The organism is Corynebacterium testudinoris (genome assembly GCF_001021045.1).
GTDB lineage: Bacteria > Actinomycetota > Actinomycetes > Mycobacteriales > Mycobacteriaceae > Corynebacterium > Corynebacterium testudinoris.
In genome coordinates this window covers 194588-213747 of sequence record NZ_CP011545.1, presented here as the reverse complement: position 1 = coordinate 213747, position 19160 = coordinate 194588, and the positions used below count along the sequence as shown (strand labels likewise).

The 19160-nt window shown below is 62.4% G+C and carries 17 protein-coding genes, 1 tRNA gene and 1 other RNA gene; 7 read left to right on the top strand and 12 right to left on the bottom strand.

Annotated elements, in window-relative coordinates; translation table 11 throughout:
• Positions 1-7: 7 nt before the first annotated feature.
• The 3 genes from CTEST_RS01060 to CTEST_RS13890 all read right to left on the bottom strand — a co-directional run bounded on the left by CTEST_RS01060 (position 8) and on the right by CTEST_RS13890 (position 2819).
• On the bottom strand, positions 8-1366 hold the full coding sequence (locus tag CTEST_RS01060) for an MFS transporter (RefSeq protein ID WP_144413189.1): 1359 nt from the start codon (positions 1364-1366) through the stop codon (positions 8-10).
• Positions 1367-1372: 6 nt separating this feature from the next.
• Entirely contained in the window at positions 1373-2089 is a 717-nt protein-coding gene (gene deoD, locus CTEST_RS01055) for a purine-nucleoside phosphorylase (RefSeq protein ID WP_047252161.1), read from the bottom strand.
• Positions 2090-2528: 439 nt separating this feature from the next.
• Positions 2529-2819: a helix-turn-helix domain-containing protein gene (locus tag CTEST_RS13890; RefSeq protein ID WP_083985379.1), complete on the bottom strand. Its 291-nt coding sequence runs from the start codon at positions 2817-2819 to the stop codon at positions 2529-2531.
• 646 nt (positions 2820-3465) lie between these two features.
• Here CTEST_RS13890 and leuA point away from each other — a divergent pair.
• From leuA to CTEST_RS01025, 5 genes are read left to right on the top strand one after another with little or no spacing between them, the layout of a single operon-like run.
• Positions 3466-5313: a 2-isopropylmalate synthase gene (gene leuA / locus CTEST_RS01045; RefSeq protein ID WP_047252159.1), complete on the top strand. Its 1848-nt coding sequence runs from the start codon at positions 3466-3468 to the stop codon at positions 5311-5313.
• A gap of 46 nt (positions 5314-5359) precedes the next feature.
• The gene (locus CTEST_RS01040; RefSeq protein ID WP_047252158.1) at positions 5360-6196 is read left to right on the top strand and encodes a DMT family transporter; all 837 of its coding nucleotides are present in this window, start codon (positions 5360-5362) and stop codon (positions 6194-6196) included.
• 10 nt (positions 6197-6206) lie between these two features.
• A complete protein-coding gene (locus tag CTEST_RS01035; RefSeq protein WP_047252157.1) occupies positions 6207-7241 on the top strand; it encodes an exonuclease domain-containing protein in 1035 nt (344 codons plus the stop codon).
• A 40-nt stretch (positions 7242-7281) separates the two neighbouring features.
• Positions 7282-8550: a Mur ligase family protein gene (locus CTEST_RS01030; protein ID WP_047252156.1), complete on the top strand. Its 1269-nt coding sequence runs from the start codon at positions 7282-7284 to the stop codon at positions 8548-8550.
• A complete protein-coding gene (locus CTEST_RS01025) occupies positions 8543-9295 on the top strand; it encodes a type 1 glutamine amidotransferase (RefSeq protein WP_047252155.1) in 753 nt (250 codons plus the stop codon). The genes CTEST_RS01030 and CTEST_RS01025 overlap by 8 nt, the downstream gene beginning before the upstream one ends.
• Here the strand turns inward: CTEST_RS01025 and recR are convergent, their stop codons facing one another.
• The 6 genes from recR to ffs all read right to left on the bottom strand — a co-directional run bounded on the left by recR (position 9296) and on the right by ffs (position 14260).
• Entirely contained in the window at positions 9296-9952 is a 657-nt protein-coding gene (gene recR, locus CTEST_RS01020; protein ID WP_047252154.1) for a recombination mediator RecR, read from the bottom strand.
• 42 nt (positions 9953-9994) lie between these two features.
• The gene (locus CTEST_RS01015; protein ID WP_047252153.1) at positions 9995-10318 is read right to left on the bottom strand and encodes a YbaB/EbfC family nucleoid-associated protein; all 324 of its coding nucleotides are present in this window, start codon (positions 10316-10318) and stop codon (positions 9995-9997) included.
• A 48-nt stretch (positions 10319-10366) separates the two neighbouring features.
• Complete coding sequence (locus CTEST_RS01010; protein ID WP_047252152.1) at positions 10367-12268, bottom strand: DNA polymerase III subunit gamma and tau; 1902 nt, start codon at positions 12266-12268, stop codon at positions 10367-10369.
• 26 nt (positions 12269-12294) lie between these two features.
• Positions 12295-12882: a suppressor of fused domain protein gene (locus CTEST_RS01005; RefSeq protein ID WP_083985378.1), complete on the bottom strand. Its 588-nt coding sequence runs from the start codon at positions 12880-12882 to the stop codon at positions 12295-12297.
• A complete protein-coding gene (locus tag CTEST_RS01000) occupies positions 12830-14101 on the bottom strand; it encodes an aminotransferase class I/II-fold pyridoxal phosphate-dependent enzyme (protein ID WP_047252151.1) in 1272 nt (423 codons plus the stop codon). The genes CTEST_RS01005 and CTEST_RS01000 overlap by 53 nt, the downstream gene beginning before the upstream one ends.
• A gap of 60 nt (positions 14102-14161) precedes the next feature.
• An RNA gene (gene ffs, locus CTEST_RS13200) (signal recognition particle sRNA small type) lies at positions 14162-14260 on the bottom strand.
• A 139-nt stretch (positions 14261-14399) separates the two neighbouring features.
• On the opposite strand from ffs, the gene CTEST_RS00995 reads away from it, so the two are divergent.
• Positions 14400-14488, top strand: a tRNA-Ser gene (locus tag CTEST_RS00995).
• A 124-nt stretch (positions 14489-14612) separates the two neighbouring features.
• On the opposite strand, the gene CTEST_RS00990 is transcribed toward CTEST_RS00995, so the two are convergent.
• Together CTEST_RS00990 and CTEST_RS00985 are read right to left on the bottom strand one after the other, a co-directional pair.
• A complete protein-coding gene (locus tag CTEST_RS00990) occupies positions 14613-15944 on the bottom strand; it encodes a flavin monoamine oxidase family protein (protein ID WP_047252150.1) in 1332 nt (443 codons plus the stop codon).
• 26 nt (positions 15945-15970) lie between these two features.
• The gene (locus CTEST_RS00985; protein ID WP_047252149.1) at positions 15971-17446 is read right to left on the bottom strand and encodes an APC family permease; all 1476 of its coding nucleotides are present in this window, start codon (positions 17444-17446) and stop codon (positions 15971-15973) included.
• Positions 17447-17746: 300 nt separating this feature from the next.
• Here CTEST_RS00985 and CTEST_RS00980 point away from each other — a divergent pair, with 300 nt between their 5' ends.
• Complete coding sequence (locus CTEST_RS00980) at positions 17747-18400, top strand: TetR/AcrR family transcriptional regulator (protein WP_236686112.1); 654 nt, start codon at positions 17747-17749, stop codon at positions 18398-18400.
• Between the two features lie 88 nt (positions 18401-18488).
• Here CTEST_RS00980 and CTEST_RS13505 read toward each other — a convergent pair whose 3' ends face one another.
• Positions 18489-18869: a hypothetical protein gene (locus CTEST_RS13505; RefSeq protein WP_144413188.1), complete on the bottom strand. Its 381-nt coding sequence runs from the start codon at positions 18867-18869 to the stop codon at positions 18489-18491.
• Between the last annotated feature and the right edge of the window lie 291 nt (positions 18870-19160).

The following is a 19160-nucleotide window of genomic DNA, read 5'->3' as shown; positions in this document are numbered from 1 at the left end:
CTTAAGCTTAGGCGGGAGCTGACTCAGCGGCCTTTTCCCGAACCGACATGGTGCGATCCGCCAGGAAGTAGATGAGCGCACCTCCAGCGGCAATCGCCGCAAGCACCCACAGGATAGTGGAGAAGCTCAAGCCCACATCCTGCAGCTTCGCGGTGTAAGCGATGCCCAGGGGGATGGCGATGTTGATGATGAGGTTGTAGAAACCGATCGCGATTCCGGACTTAGCGGGCGGAATGTTGCTCAGCGCCGTGTTAACCAAGGGAGCGTAGAGCAGGGCGAAGCCGGAGGCGAAGAGCACGATGGAGATGATCAGCACGCCGACGTGGACCTGCATGAACAATGCCGCCAGGACGAGGGAGCCGACGATCATCGCCAGCGCCGTGAAGATGGTCTGGCGCGAGGTCAACACCTTGCCGATCTTGCCGGAGAAGATACCGACGAGCACGGCGCACGCGTAGCCCGGAACCATGAGCAGGGCGGCGCGATCCAAGGACATACCGTGCAGCGAGTTCGCAGCGTAAGGCAGGAGGAAGATGTAGCCGAGCTGGGTCGAGTACACGATGAACACGAGAACGATCGCCCACACGTAGCGGCCGTTGGTGAAGAACTCCGGTCGCACGAGGGCGCCATTGTGGGACTTGACGTGCCAGGCGAAGAGGATGAGACCGATGATGGTGGGCACGAGCCACAGCGGATTGAACGCCTGCATGTACATCGTCAGGCTGGAGGCGAACAACGCGATGAGGAACAGGCCCAGGATGTCGAGGTGGCCTTCGACGGCCTCGTCCTCGGGGATCATCTTGTAAATCGCCGGGACGACCAGGATGAGGATGAGCGGGATGAGGAACATTGCCGTCCACGAGACGTAGGTGGCAATGAATCCACTGGTCAGCGCGCCGACAAGGAGGCCGAACTGGAAGGCCGCGGTGGAGAAACCAAGGTAGGTCTTTTGATCTTCCGGCGCGAGATGCTTGGTCACGTAAATGACGTAGAGCGTCTCAGCGGCAGCCAGACCAGCGGTCTGGATGATACGGCCGGTGAGCACCATCGGCCACGAGCCGGAGAAAATGAAGCCGATGAGGGAACCGACAACGATGAAGCCCACGCCGACGAGCATGAGCTTGCGGATGGAAATCGAATCGGCCAACGCCGCGTACACCACAGCGCCGATGCCGATAACCACGCCGGCCAGGGAAGCCTGGAGGCTAGCGGTGTTGTCGGAGATGCCCAGGCCCTCAGCGATGGGCATGGTCATCGTCTTGAACCCGTTGTCCACAATCAGACAGAAGACGAAGGCAAAGAGCAGGACCGGGACTGCGGCCTTGGGATTGACCGCGCTGCGCGGCGTATTGGTGGGAGTACTCACGGCGATCTAGACCTCAGCCAACGGAAGAGCGAGTTCCATCATCTGGGTGAAGGCTGTCTGGCGCTCCTCCGGGGTGGTGGAGCCACCGGTCAAGATGTTGTCAGAGACAGTGAACAGGCCGAGGGCGTCGACGCCAGCCCGGGCGGCAATGGCGTAGAGGCCAGCGGATTCCATCTCAACGCCGAGGACGCCCATGTCAGACCAACGCTGGTTCGCGGTGTCGTCTGCGTGGTAGAAGATGTCACTGGAGAGAATGTTGCCCACGTGTACGTTGACGTTCTGCTTCTCAGCTTCATCGGTGACGGCCTTGAGGAGCTTCCACGATGCGGTGGGAGCCCACGTGCCGGGCACGTTGTACTGGTCGAGGATGTTGGAGTCGGTCGAGGCGGACTGCCCCACGATGATCTCGTAGAGATCAATATCCGGCTGCAGGGAGCCGCAGGAACCGATGCGGACTACCTTCTTACACTCGAAAATGTTGATGAGCTCCCAGGCATAAATGCTGATGGAGGGGATACCCATGCCGGACCCCATCACGGAGATCGGCGCTCCGCGGTAGGAGCCGGTGTAGCCGAGCATGTTGCGGACGTCGTTGAACTGGACAACGTCGTCCAAGTAGGTCTCGGCGATGAACTTGGCGCGCAGCGGATCACCCGGCAGCAGGATGGTCTCGGCGATATCGACACCACGCGGATTGATGTGAGGAGTGCTCTTGGTCGTCATAAGGACCACCCTAAACCCGTTCGGAACAAATGGCAATGGAGCTAGTTACATTTGTGCCACCCCTGTGACTTACCCCACGACACATACCTTACCCCGGAAATTATTTTGACCTCTAAAATGAAGAGAAATCTCACCCCACGAAAGGTTCCCACATGAGCACCGGACTTCTCCTCGCCATCGCCAACGTCATCGCCTACCTCAGCGGATACAACGGTTTCACCGGCTTCCTCAGCTCCTTGATGTAAGCCCCCTACCGCCCCGACCTATGGCCTGCTATTTAAGGGGCGGAGGGCGCTCAACATCTGGACGAGAAACTAGAGCCACGACACCGAGTCAAACACCCCTAGGGCAACACGACCCAGGATGGAGCTCCCCGACAGGAGGCGACATCAGGTACGACTGTGGCATTTAAGCGTGACTACCCACCTGGCGAAGAAAGCTAGGCGACGGAGAGGCGTACCCCGAGAGGGCCAGTGAAACGCTCCAGGGTGGCCAGGGTGGGGTTAGCTCGACCTCGCTCGATCCTACTGATCTCGGCTTGCTGGATACCGGAGATCTCAGAGAGCTGCTTCTGCGACAAACGGCGTTCCTGACGAGCGGCCGCCAGCCTTCGACCCAAGTCTTCTCGAGCGTTGACCTCGTCGGCATAGGAAGTCGCTGCGGCGTCATAGACTGCATCAACATGCGCAGGCCAAGACTGTTTCGCACGCTGGGAAAGCTCGCCGACGATCTTCCTGCCATCGCTTCAACTGCCTTCGGGCCTGTTCAATCTCCTCCAGGAGGGAGGGCCTGTATTCACGCAAGATCGTGGGTAATGAACGGCGAATCCGGAGCTCATACAGGTTCTGGCCCAGACTTTTTCCCAGTCGCCGTAGCAGATGTCGATGCCGTATGGCTCCAGGACGTTCTCAATGGCAGCAACTAAGACGGCCTGTTCGTAGTTCCCCAATGTGCTAAAGAATCGCTCAAACTTGCCGCCTTCGTCGTACTCAATGCTCCACCTGTCGGACACTGATCTCTTCTCCCCCTCGGATCTGCATCTACCATCTCACCGCCGGGGCGGCTTTTCCTGCCCACCTGGGGGACGGGGGGTGCGTCGATAAGCATCTTCCACCCCCGAGTTTTGCTGAAAACGGTTGACGCGCCCGGAAGGGTGTGTAGCATTCTTCCCATGTTCTCCCGCGCGAACCTCCTCCTTCTTCGCCGCGGCGGGTCTCAGGTCTAAATCACACGACCGGCACCCCGTCGCGGAGATTGGTGACGCCGGTTGTGGAACTGCTTCACTTCCTTAAGGTTGCAGTGAGACCAAAGCGCTTCCAGTGCAGGCCATCCAAGGCCCCTGAGTAGCCACATACTCGTAAAGGACCCTGATCCACATGTCTCCGAATGACTCTTTCATCTCCGCTCCCGCTGAAATCACCACTCCGGATGGCCCGCGCCGCGAAGGGCAGCCCACGTGGAATAAGCAGCGTAATTCCTCCCAGCCGGTCGCCCGCTATCGTTCGTTCGCTGAAGAGGTAGAGGACATCACGCTGCCGGATCGCACGTGGCCGGATAAGAAGATCACGGCTGCCCCGCAGTGGTGTGCGGTGGATCTGCGCGACGGTAACCAGGCGCTGATTGATCCGATGACCCCGGAGCGCAAGCGCCGCATGTTCCTGCTGCTGGTGCAGATGGGATACAAGGAGATTGAGGTGGGCTTCCCGTCTGCTTCGCAGATGGACTTCGACTTCGTGCGCGAGATCATTGAGAACGACATGATCCCGGATGACGTGACCATCCAGGTGCTGGTGCAGGCCCGTGAGCACCTCATTCGCCGCACTTTTGAGGCGTGTGAGGGTGCGAAAAACGTCATTATTCACTTCTACAATTCCACCTCGGAGCTGCAGCGTCGGGTGGTGTTCCGCAAGGAGAAGCCGGCCATCAAGCAGCTGGCGGTGGATGCGGCGCACCTGATCAAGGGCATTGCGAAGGATTACCCCGGCACGAATTGGCGCTGGGAGTACTCGCCGGAGTCTTTCACCGGCACTGAGCTGGACTTCGCCCGCGAGGTGTGTGACGCCGTCACGGAGGTGATGGAGCCGACTCCGGACAACCCGATGATCATCAACCTGCCGTCCACGGTGGAGATGATCACTCCCAACGTCTACGCCGATTCGATTGAGTGGATGCATCGCAACCTGGCCCGCCGCGATTCCATCATCCTCTCCCTGCACCCCCACAATGACCGCGGCGAAGGCGTGGCCGCCGCCGAGCTGGGTTACCTGGCGGGCGCTGACCGCATCGAGGGCTGCCTGTTCGGCAACGGTGAGCGCACCGGCAACGTCTGCCTGGTCACCTTGGGCCTGAACATGCTCACCCAGGGGGTGGATCCGCAGATCGATTTCTCCGACATCCAGCAGATCCGCAACACGGTTGAGTACTGCAACCAGCTGCGCGTGCCCGAGCGCCACCCCTACGGCGGCGACCTCGTCTTCACGGCGTTCTCCGGTTCGCACCAGGATGCTGTGAACAAGGGCCTCGACGCCATGGCCGCGAAGGTCAAGCCCGGCGCGGATGCCACCGATGTGTCGTGGGACGAGCTGCGCGAGACCATCTGGGAGGTCCCGTACCTGCCCATCGACCCGAAGGATGTCGGCCGCAACTACGAGGCTGTCATTCGCGTCAACTCCCAGTCCGGTAAGGGCGGCGTGGCGTACATCATGAAGACTGATCACGGCATCAACCTGCCGCGTCAGATGCAGGTGGAGTTCTCCGGGGTCGTCCAGCAGGTGACCGACTCGGAGGGCGGCGAGGTCAACTCGAAGAACATGTGGGATATCTTCGCCACTGAGTACTTGGACACCGTTGCGCCGGTGGAGCAGGTGTCCATGCGGATCACCAACGCCGAGACGGAGGAGGATGAGGCGACCATCACCGCCACCGTGCTGCATGAGGGCACGGAGAAGACCATCACCGGCACCGGCAATGGTCCCGTGGCGGCTTATGCCAATGCCCTGGAGCAGCTGGGTATCGACGTCGAGGTGCAGGACTACTCCCAGCAGTCCCGCACTGCGGGAGACGACGCCGAGGCGGCGTGTTACATCTACGCCACGGTCAACGGTTCGGCGGCGTGGGGTGTGGGTATCGCCGGGTCCATCACGCGGGCTTCGCTCAAGGCCGTGACCTCGGCCGTCAACCGGGCACTGAAGACGAAGGCGCCGGTCTTGGCCGGCGGGGTCTAAGCGTCCACTAAACCCCCGGCGCGGTTTCCCAATTAGGCTAGTCAGCGTGCACAGCTACGTCCTTGCCGTGCTCTTCGCGTTGGCTTCGGCCCTGACGATCGCGTGGGGTACGGTCGTCCGCCACCGCATCGTCGAAAGCGCGCCCCAGGGATCCTCTGCGATCCTCGTGGCCATGCGCCGGCCGTTGTGGTGGGCGGGCATGTCCACCGCGATCATCGCTTATGTGTTGCAGGTGGTTGCGCTGGGTTTTGGCCCGTTGCTCATTGTGCAGCCGGTGCTGGTGATGTCGTTGATGTTCACGCTGCCACTGTCGGCGATGTATGAGGGTCGGCGCATCAGCCGGCAGGAAACATTCTGGTCGGCCATGTTGACGCTGTCGGTTACCGCGCTGGTGCTCATTGGTCGACCCGTCGGCGGCGAGGATCACCCTCCCCTGGAGCGGTGGATTCCGGCCCTGGCGGTGGGAATCGTGGTGCTCACGGCGATGGATCGGATTGCTCGTCGCCAGATCAGGCGGGAGCGGGCCTTGCTGCAGGGCTTGGTCACGGGCGCGGTGTTTGGTTACGTCGCGGTGTTGTCCAAGGCCGTCGCGGATGTCTTCGTTGCCTCTGGCATCCCGGGGCTGCTCACGGCGTGGGAGCTCTACGCCCTCATCCTCGCGGCGTCATTGGGCACGTGGGTCCAGCAAAACGCGTTCACGGCTGGGGCGTTGCGGACGTCCCTGCCAGCGATGAAAATCGGGGAGCCGATCGTTGCCTTCGCCCTCGGCTACCTGGTCCTCTTCGAAAGGTTTCGGGTGGAAGGCTGGGAGTGGGGCTGGATGGTGGTGGCCTTCGGCATGATGATCGTGTCCACGGTCGTCCTCTCCCGTCTCAGCATCTAGACTCTGAACAATGACCACGCCCAACGGGACTCCCGATAATTCTGCTCGCTCCGCTGAGGTGGACGCGTTCCCGTTTGTCGCCCTGACGACGCAGGCGACGGGGATCCATCCGTCGACGGGCCGGTTGGTGGCCGTGGATGTGGTGACGTTTAACGCGGCTGGGGAGGTCGGCGAAAAGTACCACACGGTCCTCGATCCGGGTTCGGATCCGGGTCCGCGGCATTATCACGGTCTTTCCCCGGAGGAGGTCGCGGAGGGTCAGAAGTTCTCCAAGGTCCTGCGCACGCTGGACCGGCTTATCGACGACCGCACGCTCGTCGTCCACAATTCCCCCGTCGGGTGGGGGTTCATCGTGTCCGAGGCGCGCCGCGCGATGAACGCTGCAGCCCGCTCGAACCGATCCCGCGGGCGGGGCCGGGGGCGCGGTCGTCGGCGCCGGCAGCGGGTGGGGCACATCCCGAAGCCGATCGCGATCGTCGATACGCTGGCGACGGCACGCCGGCAGGGCGTGACCTTTGAGGACACCCGGTTGGCCTCGGTGGCGCAGGCAGTGGGCATTGCGGCGCCATCGCCGGTGGCGACGGTTGAGCGTGCTCTGCGCCCGGAGCTAGAAACCACTCGGCAGGAAACTTTGCTGCTCATCGACGTGTTCCGCACCGAGTCCACCGGCGAGTTGTGCTCCCGGGAGCCATCCGAGCTCCGCGCTGATCGCTTCGGCCTGCAGCGTACTCACGTCCGCGTCGACGCCGTGGAGGCTGATCGCCCGCTGCCCAATCCGGGGACTTTTCAGGAGCACCTGGTCCGCGGGATGGAGGTGGTCGTCGCGCCGGAGATCGTCATGGATCCCAACGTCATCATCGAGGCCTGCCTGCGCGAGGATCTAGCCTATTCGGAGAAGCTGACCCGCCAGACCTCCGTGGTGGTGTGCAACAAGACCTCTGATCTGCGCGGCAAGGCGATGCACGCGAAGCGGAAGGGGATTCCGCTGCTCTCGGACGCGGAATTTATGAAGGCCGTGGAGCACGTCAAGGACCAGCGCGACTAGCCTTCCGGGGTTCGGCCGCGTTTCCACTACGCTTAACGCCATGCCTGGACGAATTCCGCAAACCCTGCGACGCCTGCGATCTAACGTCGCCACCGGTGCCGCTACCCTCGCCACCACCGCCTCTCGCCTCAGTGGGCGCGGGGCCGGTGGCATGATCGGCGGCCTCGTGGCGAATGCGATTGACCCAACCATTATGGAAAAGCTGGGCGATGGCCGCCCGGCGGTGCTGGTTACCGGCACGAACGGCAAATCCACCACCACGCGGATGTTGGCGGCGGCGTTGCGCACGACGCATCAGGTGGCCACCAATGATGGCGGCGACAACATGGATGCGGGCATCATTTCCGCCCTGCTGGCTGGCAAGGACGCCTCTCACATCGTTTTAGAGGTTGATGAGCTCCACGTTCCGGCCGTCGCTGATCGTCTTCGGCCGCAGGCGCTGGTGCTGCTCAACCTCACCCGCGACCAGCTGGACCGGGTCGGCGAGATCAACAAGATCGAGCGGGCCCTGCGCGGGGCCGTCATGGCGCACCCAGACATGGTGGTCATCGCCAACTGCGATGACGTCCTCATGACCTCGGTCGCCCTCGATGCCCCCAACGTGGTGTGGGTCGCCGCCGGCGCCGGCTGGACCGGCGACTCCGTCTCCTGCCCGCGCACCGGCGGTCACATCGTCCGGGAGGGCGATGACTGGTGGGCAATGAAAAAGCTTGCCGACGGCCGCGAGTTCCGCCGCCCCACCCCCACCTGGACGGTCACCGAGGAGGGCCTGTCCTCCCCCGCCGGTTCCTCCTCCCTCAACCTTCAGCTGCCCGGCCGGGCCAATCGCGGCAACGCCACCCAGGCCATCGCCGCAGCGGTCGAGGGTTTTGATATTCCCTTGGACCAGGCCGTCGCCGCCGCCGAGGGCGTGGACAACGTCGCCGGGCGCTACTCCACCATTCACTTGGGCGACCGGGATATTCACCTGCTGCTGGCCAAGAACCCCGCCGGCTGGCAGGAGGCCTTGTCCATGGTTGATCGCTCCGCCGATGGCCTAGTCATCGCCGTCAACGGCCAAGTCGCCGACGGCGAAGATCTGTCCTGGCTGTGGGACGTGCGCTTTGAGGACTTCGGGGATCTTTCCGTCATGGCCTCCGGCGAGCGCAGCACCGACCTTGACGTGCGGCTCATCTACGCCGACATTGCCCATGAGCACATCCCCGACCCCGTCAAGGCGATCATGGCCTGCCCCCCGGGCCGAATCGAAGTGCTGGCCAACTACACCGCTTTCCGCGATCTGAAGAAGGAGCTGGAAAACCGTGGCTGATCTCACCATCGGGCTCGTCCTGCCCGACGTCCTGGGCACCTACGGCGATGACGGCAACGCCCTCGTCCTCCGGCAGCGCGCCCGGATGCGCGGCATGGACGCCGACATCCTCCACATCAAGCTCGGCGATGCCGTCCCCGCTGACCTGGATGTCTATTGCGTCGGCGGCGGCGAGGACACCGCCCAAATCCTCGCGGCAGAACACCTCATCGCCGACGGTGGCCTCACCCGCGCCGCGAACAATGGTCGCCCCGTGTTCGCCGTGTGTGCCGGTTTGCAGGTCCTCGGCGAGTCTTTCCGAGCGTCCGGCCGGGTCATCGACGGGGTGGGGCTGCTCGACGCCACCACCACCGCCCTCGAGCGCCGCGCCATCAACGAGGTTGCCACCACCCCGACCGGTGTGGGTATCACGGCGGAGTTGACGGAGCCGCTCACCGGCTTTGAAAACCACCTCGGCGCCACGATCCTCGGCCCGGCGGCTGAACCCCTGGGGCGGGTCACTCGCGGCGTCGGCAACTGCGATGTCGCCGCGGCCGCTGACCTACCGGATGATTCCCGCCAGCGCTTCGCCGAGGGTGCCGTGCAGGGCAGCGTCATCGCCACCTACCTGCACGGTCCCGCGCTGGCACGAAACCCGCAGCTAGCGGACCTGCTGCTGGCGCGAGCCATGGGCGTGGCCCTGGCTGACCTAGAGCCGTTGGATATCCCGGCCATCGATCGCCTGCGCAAGGAACGCCTCAAGTAATCAGAGGGTGAGGCGACCGCTCAGGGCGCGCGACAAAGTGAGTTCATCCACGAACTCCAAGTCGCCGCCCAGGGGCATGCCCGACGCCAGGCGGGACACCGTGAGATCGGGGAAGTCACGCAACAGGCGTGCGAGATAGGAGGCGGTAGCCTCCCCTTCGGTGTTGGGATCGGTGGCGAGGATGACCTCGTGGATGTCGGGCACGTCGTCGAAAAGCGGCGCCTGCGGCGTCGAATCCGCCAGCTCCCGATCCGGCAACACCCCGCCGATCCGCTGCAACAACACCGAAATGTGCAAGTCCTTCGGGCCGATGTTGGCCAGCGGATCCAGCGCGCCACCCAACACGTGATAGCGGCCATTGAACTCGCCGGTGCGCTCGATGACCTGGATGTCCTTCGGTTCCTCGACCACACAGATCATGCCGCGATCACGGCCCGAATCGGCGCAGATCCGGCAAACCGCGTCGCGCGAAATATTGCAGCAGATCCGGCAAAATTGCACGCCATCGCGCAAGGATTCCAGCGCCGCCGTCAGCCGATCCACGTCATCGGGATCGACGGAGAGCAGGTGAAAGGCGATGCGCTGGGCACTTTTGGGGCCGACGCCAGGCAAGCGGGACAACTCATCAATGAGGTCCTGCAGGGGTCCTTCAAACACGTAGCCTCAGCGGCCCTTCCTACTGTGAAACGTTGTGGTGAACTAGCCGAGCATTCCGCCGAAGGGGTCCCCGCCCTGGGACAGCGGACCCATCTTCTCCACGGCCAGCTGGCCGGCCTTCTCATGGGCATCACGGAAAGCGCCGGTCACCAGGTCCTGCAGGGTATCCACATCCTCCGGGTCCACCACCTGCGGATCGATGATCACTTCCTGGACCTCGCCGCCGCCGCTAATGGTCACCGTGACCAGGCCATTGCCTGCGGTGCCGGTGACATTGGTGGCGAGGATTTCCGCCTGCGCCTGCTGAAGCTGCGCCTGCATCTCCTGAGCCTGAGCGAGGATCTGGGCCATATCGGGCTGAGTCATGGTGGTGCCTTTCGTCGTGGGTGAACTAACGCGGCTTAGTCTACCGACTCACAACTTCCGCGCGCCGAGCTCCTGCTCAAGCAGCTCCACCGCGATCGTCGTCGCGTCCCTGCGGTCAAGTGTTCCCGGCCGCAGCGCTTCCTCCGCCATCATCTGTTCTTCTTCGCGTATCGACGCCTCCCCCACCGGCTCTGCGGCCGGTGCCGGTTCCGGCGGGGCGCCGTCATCCTCCGGCTCCGGGGGCAGCGGAACTGACTCCTCCCGGCTACCGCCGATCGGTTTCGGGGCGCCCCACCTCCGAGGAGCCGGACTCTCTGGCTCCTCTGCGGGCTCTGGGGTGGGCTCCGGCGCTGGGGGCTTCTCCGGTTGTTTCTCAGGTTGCTTCTGCGGTGCCGTCAACCCCTGGGCGGGGGCATCCGTCCCCACGACACAGTGCACCTTCAGCGGCGTGCGAGCCTCGTCGGACACCACGGCCGCGATGATCTGGCTCTTCGACTCCTCGTTGAGCCGGTTCGCCAACGCCCCCGTGTTGTGCCCCAGAATGAGGGTGCCATCCTTCAGGCCCAGTACCTTGGCCTCGGCGAGCATGATGCCCACGACGGAGTTGCGCTCTGCGATGGTCGACCGGATCTGCGACCAACGCGAACGGATCGCTTCCACCGGGTCAGTGGGGGCAGCGGGCTCGGGTGCCTGGACATCTGCCTTTTCTTGAGCTTCCTCCCGTGCCCGCCGCACCGAGGGACGCTCATAGGTCCGCGCCGGGGCCTTCTTCGCGGGACCTGGCTCCGGCGTGGGGGTCGGTGCGGGAGCGGACGGTTGTGCCGTCCCGGCTGCACCCGCCGCGGCCATCATCGGCTGCGCGGGTAGCAGGAGATGGGCGCACAAAATCTCCAGGAGAAGGCGTGGAGACGTGGCGCCACGCATGTCGGCGATGCGCTCATTGACCGTAGTAGACAGGTGCGCCAGTTGGGCGCCGGTGAACTGGGCGGCCTCGGCGCGGAGGATCTCGGCCCGGTCGGTCGGGGCATCGACCAGACCCAGGTCGAGGGCCTCCGGGACGGCTTGGAGGACCATGAGATCGCGGAAGCGATCGAGCAGATCCTCGACGAAGCGGCGGGGATCATGGCCCGCCTCGACGACATCGTCGACCGTGGTGAACAGCGCGGCGCTGTTGCCTGCGGCGAGGGCGTCAACGGCGGCGTCGATAAGCGATAAATCGGTGACCCCCAGCAACGGCAACGCAAGCTCATACGTCAAGCCCTGCGGGCCGGTGCCAGCGATGAGCTGGTCCAGGATGGACAGCGAATCGCGGGGCGAGCCGCCACCCGCGCGGATGACCAGCGGATACACGGAGTCCTCGACGTGAACGCCTTCGGACGCGACGGTCCGCTCCAGCAGCCCGCGCATCGCCTGCGGGGTGAGCAGGCGGAAGGGATAGTGGTGCGTGCGCGAACGGATGGTGCCGATGACCTTCTCCGGCTCCGTCGTGGCAAAGATGAAAATGAGGTGCTCCGGCGGCTCCTCCACGATCTTGAGCAGCGCATTCGAGCCCTCGCGGGTGATCATGTGCGCCTCATCGATGATGAATACGCGGTAGCGCGATTCCGCCGGCGCGAAATACGCCTTGTCGCGCAGCTCGCGCATGTCATCCACACCGCGGTACGACGCCGCATCCAGCTCAGTGACATCCAAGTTGCCCGAGCCGCCCGGCGCCAAAGAAATACACGAGGGGCACACGCCGCACGGGGTGGACGTGGGGCCTTCGATGCAGTTGAGCGAGCGCGCAAGGATGCGGGCGGAAGAGGTCTTTCCGCAGCCGCGCGGGCCGGAAAAGAGGTACGCGTGATTGATTCGGCCCGAGTCGAGGGCCACCGACAACGGTCGAGTTACCTGCTCCTGCCCGACGACGTCGGCGAAGGAGGCGGGACGGTACTTCCGGTATAAAGCCACGGAACACAGCCTACCTGGCGCGGTGGCTAGCGCCGCCAGTCCAGAAGATCGATCTCCGCCTCCACCAGCGCCTGCTGCAACGACCCCACACCTTCCTCGATGGCGTAGGCATATTCGGCATCCGTGAGCATGACGAGTTGCAGCAGGACCGTAAGCCGATCGGGTTCCGTCACCCGCGGCGTCTCCCCGCCCCACAGGTACGGCGGCACGAACAACCCGTGCTGAACGCTGAGATCCTCCTGGTCCAGCAGTTGCGGCAGGAGCGTCCCCGGCTGGGCGGGAATGATCCCGCCGGTGGACCGCAGCTTGTCGACGGCCGCTTCCAACGCCCCCGCCATCTCCTCCGGGGTCGCCCGCGCCACCGACACGATCTCAGAGCGGACGGGCAGCCCCTCCTCGATCGCCTCCAAACCGGTGTCTACCTCAGCGAAGGTGCGCGTGACACCGAGGACCTGGTTGTCCTCCAGCGCCACCATGCCGATGTTGCGCGCCTCGTCGAAAATCGGCGGCTTGGGGAACAGCGGGCCCAGCCAGAAGGTGGTTTCGTCGATGTTCAGGGGGCTAAGCCCCCAGCTTCTCGACGGCCGCGAGCAGCACACACGTAGCCACACCATCCATGGCGATTTCCAGCTCCTCCACCGGCGGCAGGGACGGTGCGAGGCGGATGTTGCGGTTGTTCGGATCATCCTTGAGCGGGAACGACGAGCCCGCACCGGTCAGCGCAATGCCCGCTTCCTTCGCCAATTCGACGACCCGGGACGCCGTGCCATCAATGACGTCGACGGAGATGAAGTAGCCACCCTCCGGCTTCGTCCACCGGGCCACCTCATACTCACCGAGGCGACGATCGAGGATCTCCAGCACGCGAGTGAACTTCGGGTTCAAGGAACCGGCATGCTTGCGCATGATCGCCCGCACACCTTCCGCATCACCAAAGTACCGAGCATGCGCCAGCTGATTGACCTTGTTCGGGCCAATCCCCCGGACCCCGGCGACCTCCATGTACCACGCCAGGTTCTCCGGCGAGGAGTTGAAGAAACTCACGCCCGCACCCGCGTGGGTGATCTTCGACGTCGACGACATCGCCCAGAAGCGATTCGGGTTACCCGCCTTCGCGGCCAGCGCCACGATGTCAATGATCGGCGGGAACTCATCGGTCAGCGAATGAACGGCGTACGCGTTATCCCAGATAATCCGGAAATCCGGAGCCGCCGTCTCCAAAGCAGCCAGCTCACGGCTGACCTCCTCCGAATACGTGATACCCGTGGGGTTGGCGAACATGGGCACCGCCCACATGCCCTTCACCAGCGGATCCTTCACCAACTCCTTGATCGCGTTGACATCAGGGCCATCCTCCAGCATCGGCACCGTGACCATCTCAAAACCAAACTTCTCCGTGATGGTGAAGTGACGGTCATAGCCCGGCACCGGACAAATCCAGCGGACCTTCTCCTCCTGGCTCCACGGACGCACCGAATCGTTGTTACCGAAGGTGTACGACCACGAGATCAGATCAAACATGATGTTCAGCGACGACGAATCACCAGCAATGATGAGCGCCGGATCAATCCCGAGCACCTCAGCCCACAGGTTCCGAATATCAGTGATGCCCTTGAGGTTGCCGTAGTTACGCACATCCGCGCCATCGGCATCCGCATGGTTCCCCTCCCCGGGCAGCGCCAGCAGCGACTCCGCAAAATCCAACTGCTCCGAAGAAGGCTTACCACGGGTGAGATCCAGCTTGAGGTTCTTCGCTTTGAGCTCGTCATAATCCTTGCGGACCTGCGCCGCGAACTCAGCCAGCTGATCGGATTCAAAATCTAGGAGGGTCACTGTGAGGGCCTGCCTTCCAACGGAAACGGGGGTTCGGCCACAATGTTAGACGCTCAAAAAAATATTAGGGGATCCCGCGCACCCGCCAGAGCTCGCTGACCCTTGCTGCATTCCTGCCCTGGGGGAGTTCACAAGATGGACGCCGCACGGGATCCTGCCGACAACAATAACCCATCCCTCTACCCTCGAGCCAACTCGCTAGCCTCACTAGACAAGGTGACCTGCGATTTGTCTTTTTCTGGCAGCATTGTGTACTGTTTCACGAGAACACAGCAGCTCAGGTTGCCCAGTTCAGCTAGGAGGATTCGACTAGCGGCCTATGTCACACGCCTGGAACGCGTGCGGGTAGCAATACCCTCGTGGGTTCAAATCCCACATCCTCCGCCAACTAAAAAGTCGGGCCATGGATTTAATCCGTGGCCCGACTTTTGTTGTACCGGGCAGTGGGTTGAGCATCATCCTAGGTCAAGTTCCCTTCCCACCCCGCCTGGCACTGGATCCGTAGGACCGATCAGAGATCGTTGATGACCCGGCGGGCAGTGGTCATCCCCTTCTCCACCGCACCATCGACGCACACGCCACGCCACCCGTAGGCATAGTCGGAACCAGCGAAATAGAGGCTGGATTCAACCTCATCGAAGAGGCTCCACCCTTCAGTGAACTGGCCCTTGCGTAACGTGCCCCATGCCTGGCCCGCCCACTTGTCGGCCACCCAGTTGTGGCCGGTTGCGTCGACGACCTCAAGGTCATCGCGCCACTGATTAACGACGTCCTGCGCGTCGTCGATCGAATTAAGGTCAATGTTGGTGTTGTCGTATCCAAACCCCACCAAGATGGTGGTGCCGTCGTCCATGAAGTACTCGGAACGCACGATCGACATCTTGGCCGGCTTCGGGGCGTAGCCCAGGAAGCGGTGGTGCCCTTTAATCTTGATCCAGATTTTGGCGCCCTGCGAGTTCCACTTATCGTCAATCACCCGCTGGATCTTTTCCGGTAGCGCTGGGGAGAACTCGATGTTGCCGAGCGCCCCCACGGGGACGGTGCAGATGACTGCGGCGGCCTCAATGTTCTCCCCATCCTCGGTGGTGACGGTGGCGCCATCGTCATGATGCTCCACCTTGACCACCGGGGTCTCCAATCGGATCGGCCCGGTCAGATCTCCGGCGATGCCGTTATACAGCGACTGCATACCGTTCTTGAGCTTCCACTTGAGCGTGATGTCTTCCATCACCTGGTAACGGTTGTCTGCCAGTGCGCCCCACTGCTTAGCCATGAGCGCGGACCCGGTGTAGGGATCTCCGATGTAACCGGCAGACCAGAATGCGTCAACAAGATCGATGGCTTCCTGGTCGAGGCCAGCCTCCATCACCAGATCGATGGCATTCTTTTGGTCTTCTGCGATGAATCGCTCGCGGACCTCGTCCGGACCATCGAAGTCGTCTGACATGACCCAGAGCGGGTCGTAGGGGTTCGGGAAGTACTCGTCATTGCCTTCGTACGTGGCGAGCATGGCGGCGGACAATTTGCCATCAATGTCGGCTTCGGAACCGCGCACGACTTTGCCTTCGGTAATCCAGTGGGCTTCGTTTCCGGCTGGGGAGGGGTGGATTTCCTTGCGTTGGCCGTAGCGCATGATCTCGGTCCAGATGTGCGCTTGAAACCAGTGGACCCACGTGGCGCCGAGTTCGAGTGGTCGGCCCATGCGCTCCTCGGTCCACGCTCGACCACCGATGCGGTCCTTCGCTTCCAATATTTCGTAGTCGATGCCGGCGGTCTGCAGTTCTCGTGCTGCCACGAGGCCCGCGAAACCGGCCCCAATGATGATGACTTTCTTGTTCGACATGGTGAATTCACTCCTTTTCTAGGTAACTAAGCGGACGTCGTCTGGTTGTTGTCCGGTGTGGTTCCGGCGATCGCATCGAGGTTGCCGGTGCCGCGGCGGATGAGGATCGTGCCCCAGATCAAGCCGATAAGCCCCGAACCCAAGATGATGGCGGGCATGATCCAAACCATGAACGGATCTTCGGAGTCCACCATGAGGTCGAAGTTCATGAGGATGAGCACGGTGACGACGACCATGCCGATTCCCGCGACGAGTGGAGCGATCGTGCGGACAAATACGTGGTACTCGGGGTGGTGGCGGTTTGCCCAGACCATGACCGCAAAGCTGGTCACGGCCACCAGAAACGTCAGGCCGAACGCGGCGGCATTGGTGAACCAGGTGAACAAGGTCATGACGGGGAACAGCTCACCGAGTTCCGAACCCAGCCCCGCCAGAGCGAAGATTCCGACGACCGCAGCCGCCACTGCGGACTGGGCGAGGGAACCACCCACCGGAGCACCGTTCTTTCCGGCCCTTCCGAAGACCGCCGGCAAAACACCAGAGCGGCCCAGGGAGAAGAAATAGCGGGCGGCTGCATTATGAAACGCGATCAATGCTGCGATGAGGCTGGTGACGAACAGCAGGTTGGCAGCATTGGCCACGACGGGGCTGAACTCCCCGAGCCAGGCGAATATCAGGTCTGGGCCAAGGGCCTGGGACTCCTCGATGATTCCGCTCGGACCGACGCCCATCTGGAGTGCCCACGCGGAGAACGCGTAGAAAACCGCAATGACCGAGATGGCGATATAGGTCGCACGTGGAACGGTACGCTCCGGGTCCTTCGCTTCTTCTGAGTAGATGGCACCAGATTCAAAGCCCATGAACGCGGCCATGGTGAAGGCCAACAGGACACCGATCCCTGGGGTGAAGAACTGGTCCGGCTGCCATCCATCAGTGCTGATGCCTTCCGGCGCATTCAACAAGGCCATGCCGGAGAACACAATGACCACGAGGAACTCGAATCCCACGATGATCCCGAGGACCTTGGAGGAAAGGTCAATGTTGTTCACGCCAAGTATGGCGACGAGCAGCCACCCCAGAGCACCCATCAGCCACCACGGGACCACAATGCCGGTCAGCGATGCGAGCGCGTTGGCCGCGGAAAAGCCGAACAGACCGTAGAGGCCGATCTGCATCAAGTTGTAGGAGACCAGGGCGAGAATTGCCCCGGCGATGCCCTGGCGCAGTCCCAAACCTCGGGCGATGTATACGTAAAAGGCGCCGGCGTTCTGGACCTTACTTGCCATGCGGCCGTAGCCGACGGCGAAGAGGACCAGGATGAGGCCGAGCGCCAGGTATCCGAGCGGCACGCCCTGGAGGCCTGCCACCGCGTAGTTGGTCGGGGCTCCACCAGCGAGGACTGTCAGTGGCGCCGATGCGGCAATGATCATAAAGACAAGCGCGGTAGTAGAAAGCTTCGCGCGCTGGAGGGAATCCTGACCGTCGATGTGATTCTCAGGCATTATCCCGCGCCCCTTGATGGATAGGGCGCGGCCGGGGGCAGTCCGAGGTGGGCCATGTGCACTGACTCGGGTTCTTGCTGGACGAAGGGGCTGGGTGTCGCGTGCGACGACTTATTGGAAGGAGCTCCGGAATGGACGTAGGTAGCGGACATACGGGGACCTCTCTGAGCTGAGGTGATGAGTGACTGGACTCAAGCCTGAAGTAGAACGTGATGGCGATCACATTTATTTCTACTGATGTAGAGATTAAAGGACGTGGACCGGTATGGCAAGGGTGATGGCCATTTCCTCTGTTACCGAATGAGCATCATGTGGGCCATTTGGCGGTACGGTTGTGGTCTCACCCGTGATGGAGAAGGACAGATGCCCAAGATCGTCGATCATGAACAGCGCCGACGCGAGCTGATCGAATCCACCTGGCGGGTCATCGCCCGCCAAGGCCAATCAGGGGCCACCATGCGGCAAATTGCCCAGGAGGCCGGGTACGCCAATGGCGCACTCAAGCCGTACTTCCCCACCAAGGCTGACCTGCTAGAAGCTACCTACAGCCACGTCTACGAACTCACCGAGACACGTATCGACAAAGCAACGCGCGGACTACGTGGATTAACGGCCCTCCGGGCACTCTGCCTCGAAGTCCTGCCCGTCAGTCCGTATTTGCTCGATGAGGCGCGCATCGTAGTCTCCTTCTGGGACACAGCCGCACAAGATCACGACAGAGGACGGCTCATCGCAGAGTCGCTCGATCGCTGGCACGGGCGAATTTCACGAATGCTCAACGAAACCGACGCCGACGGCGAACTACGCCCCCGAGTGGATATCACCAGCACCACCGGCGCCATCCTGGGATTCCTGCAAGGCTCACAAGTTACCGCCGTTATGGCTCCAGAAAGCTTCAGCCCCAACCAACTCCGCGCTCAACTCGAAAGCTACTTGGACTTGCTACGGAACTGAGCGCGACTGTTGCTTGAAGTTTCCTGGGTAGCCCGTTCACCATGAGGTGCAGTCACCATCACGATCCCGCCATTGCTGGCCGTCGCCGCTAATCCGACGATGTGTTGACACGGACCTCATCTGCCGGCGGAAAAGACACTGCACGGATAGAAGCAACATTCTGCTCTCGAGACAGCGATGAGACATCGATACTGGTGAACTCACTCCGTATCCACTCAGCCGCTTCACACAGCGGGAAATTGCTTAGTAGCCACCGCACAGCATCAGGCTCTTCCGTGTCATTGGTGGCTCGGCGTTGGTGCTCCACCGGATCAATGAGCAACGCCACAGGTATCACGCGCACCGATGGATCCAGGTGAGAGATAATCTCCGACCAGCATTCCTCCACCGTGACGGTCCGCGGAACGATAACCGTCGACGGACCGCCTTCCGGTAGCTTATTGATGACGGCACTAAGCGTGGCTGCCACGAGAATCCCCCAAGCGGTCTACTCCTGGAAACCACGCACCGGCGCCACCGGCTGCAGAATAGGTCGCAGCAAAGCTACGACCTATTCAGGGTCCAAAATGACCGCGTCCGGAATCTCGCAGCCTCGTTTTCCCCGTGCCAAATGCGCCGTTAAGCCAGGTGACCTGAGCCTGGTTGCGCTGAATAACCGGCAGCTAGACGTGAACTGAGCCTGAGCTGATCTGCCTTTCAGTTGTGCAAAAAACCGCAGCCCGAACAGACGCTGTCGCTTCACACTCTGATCGCGACCCCC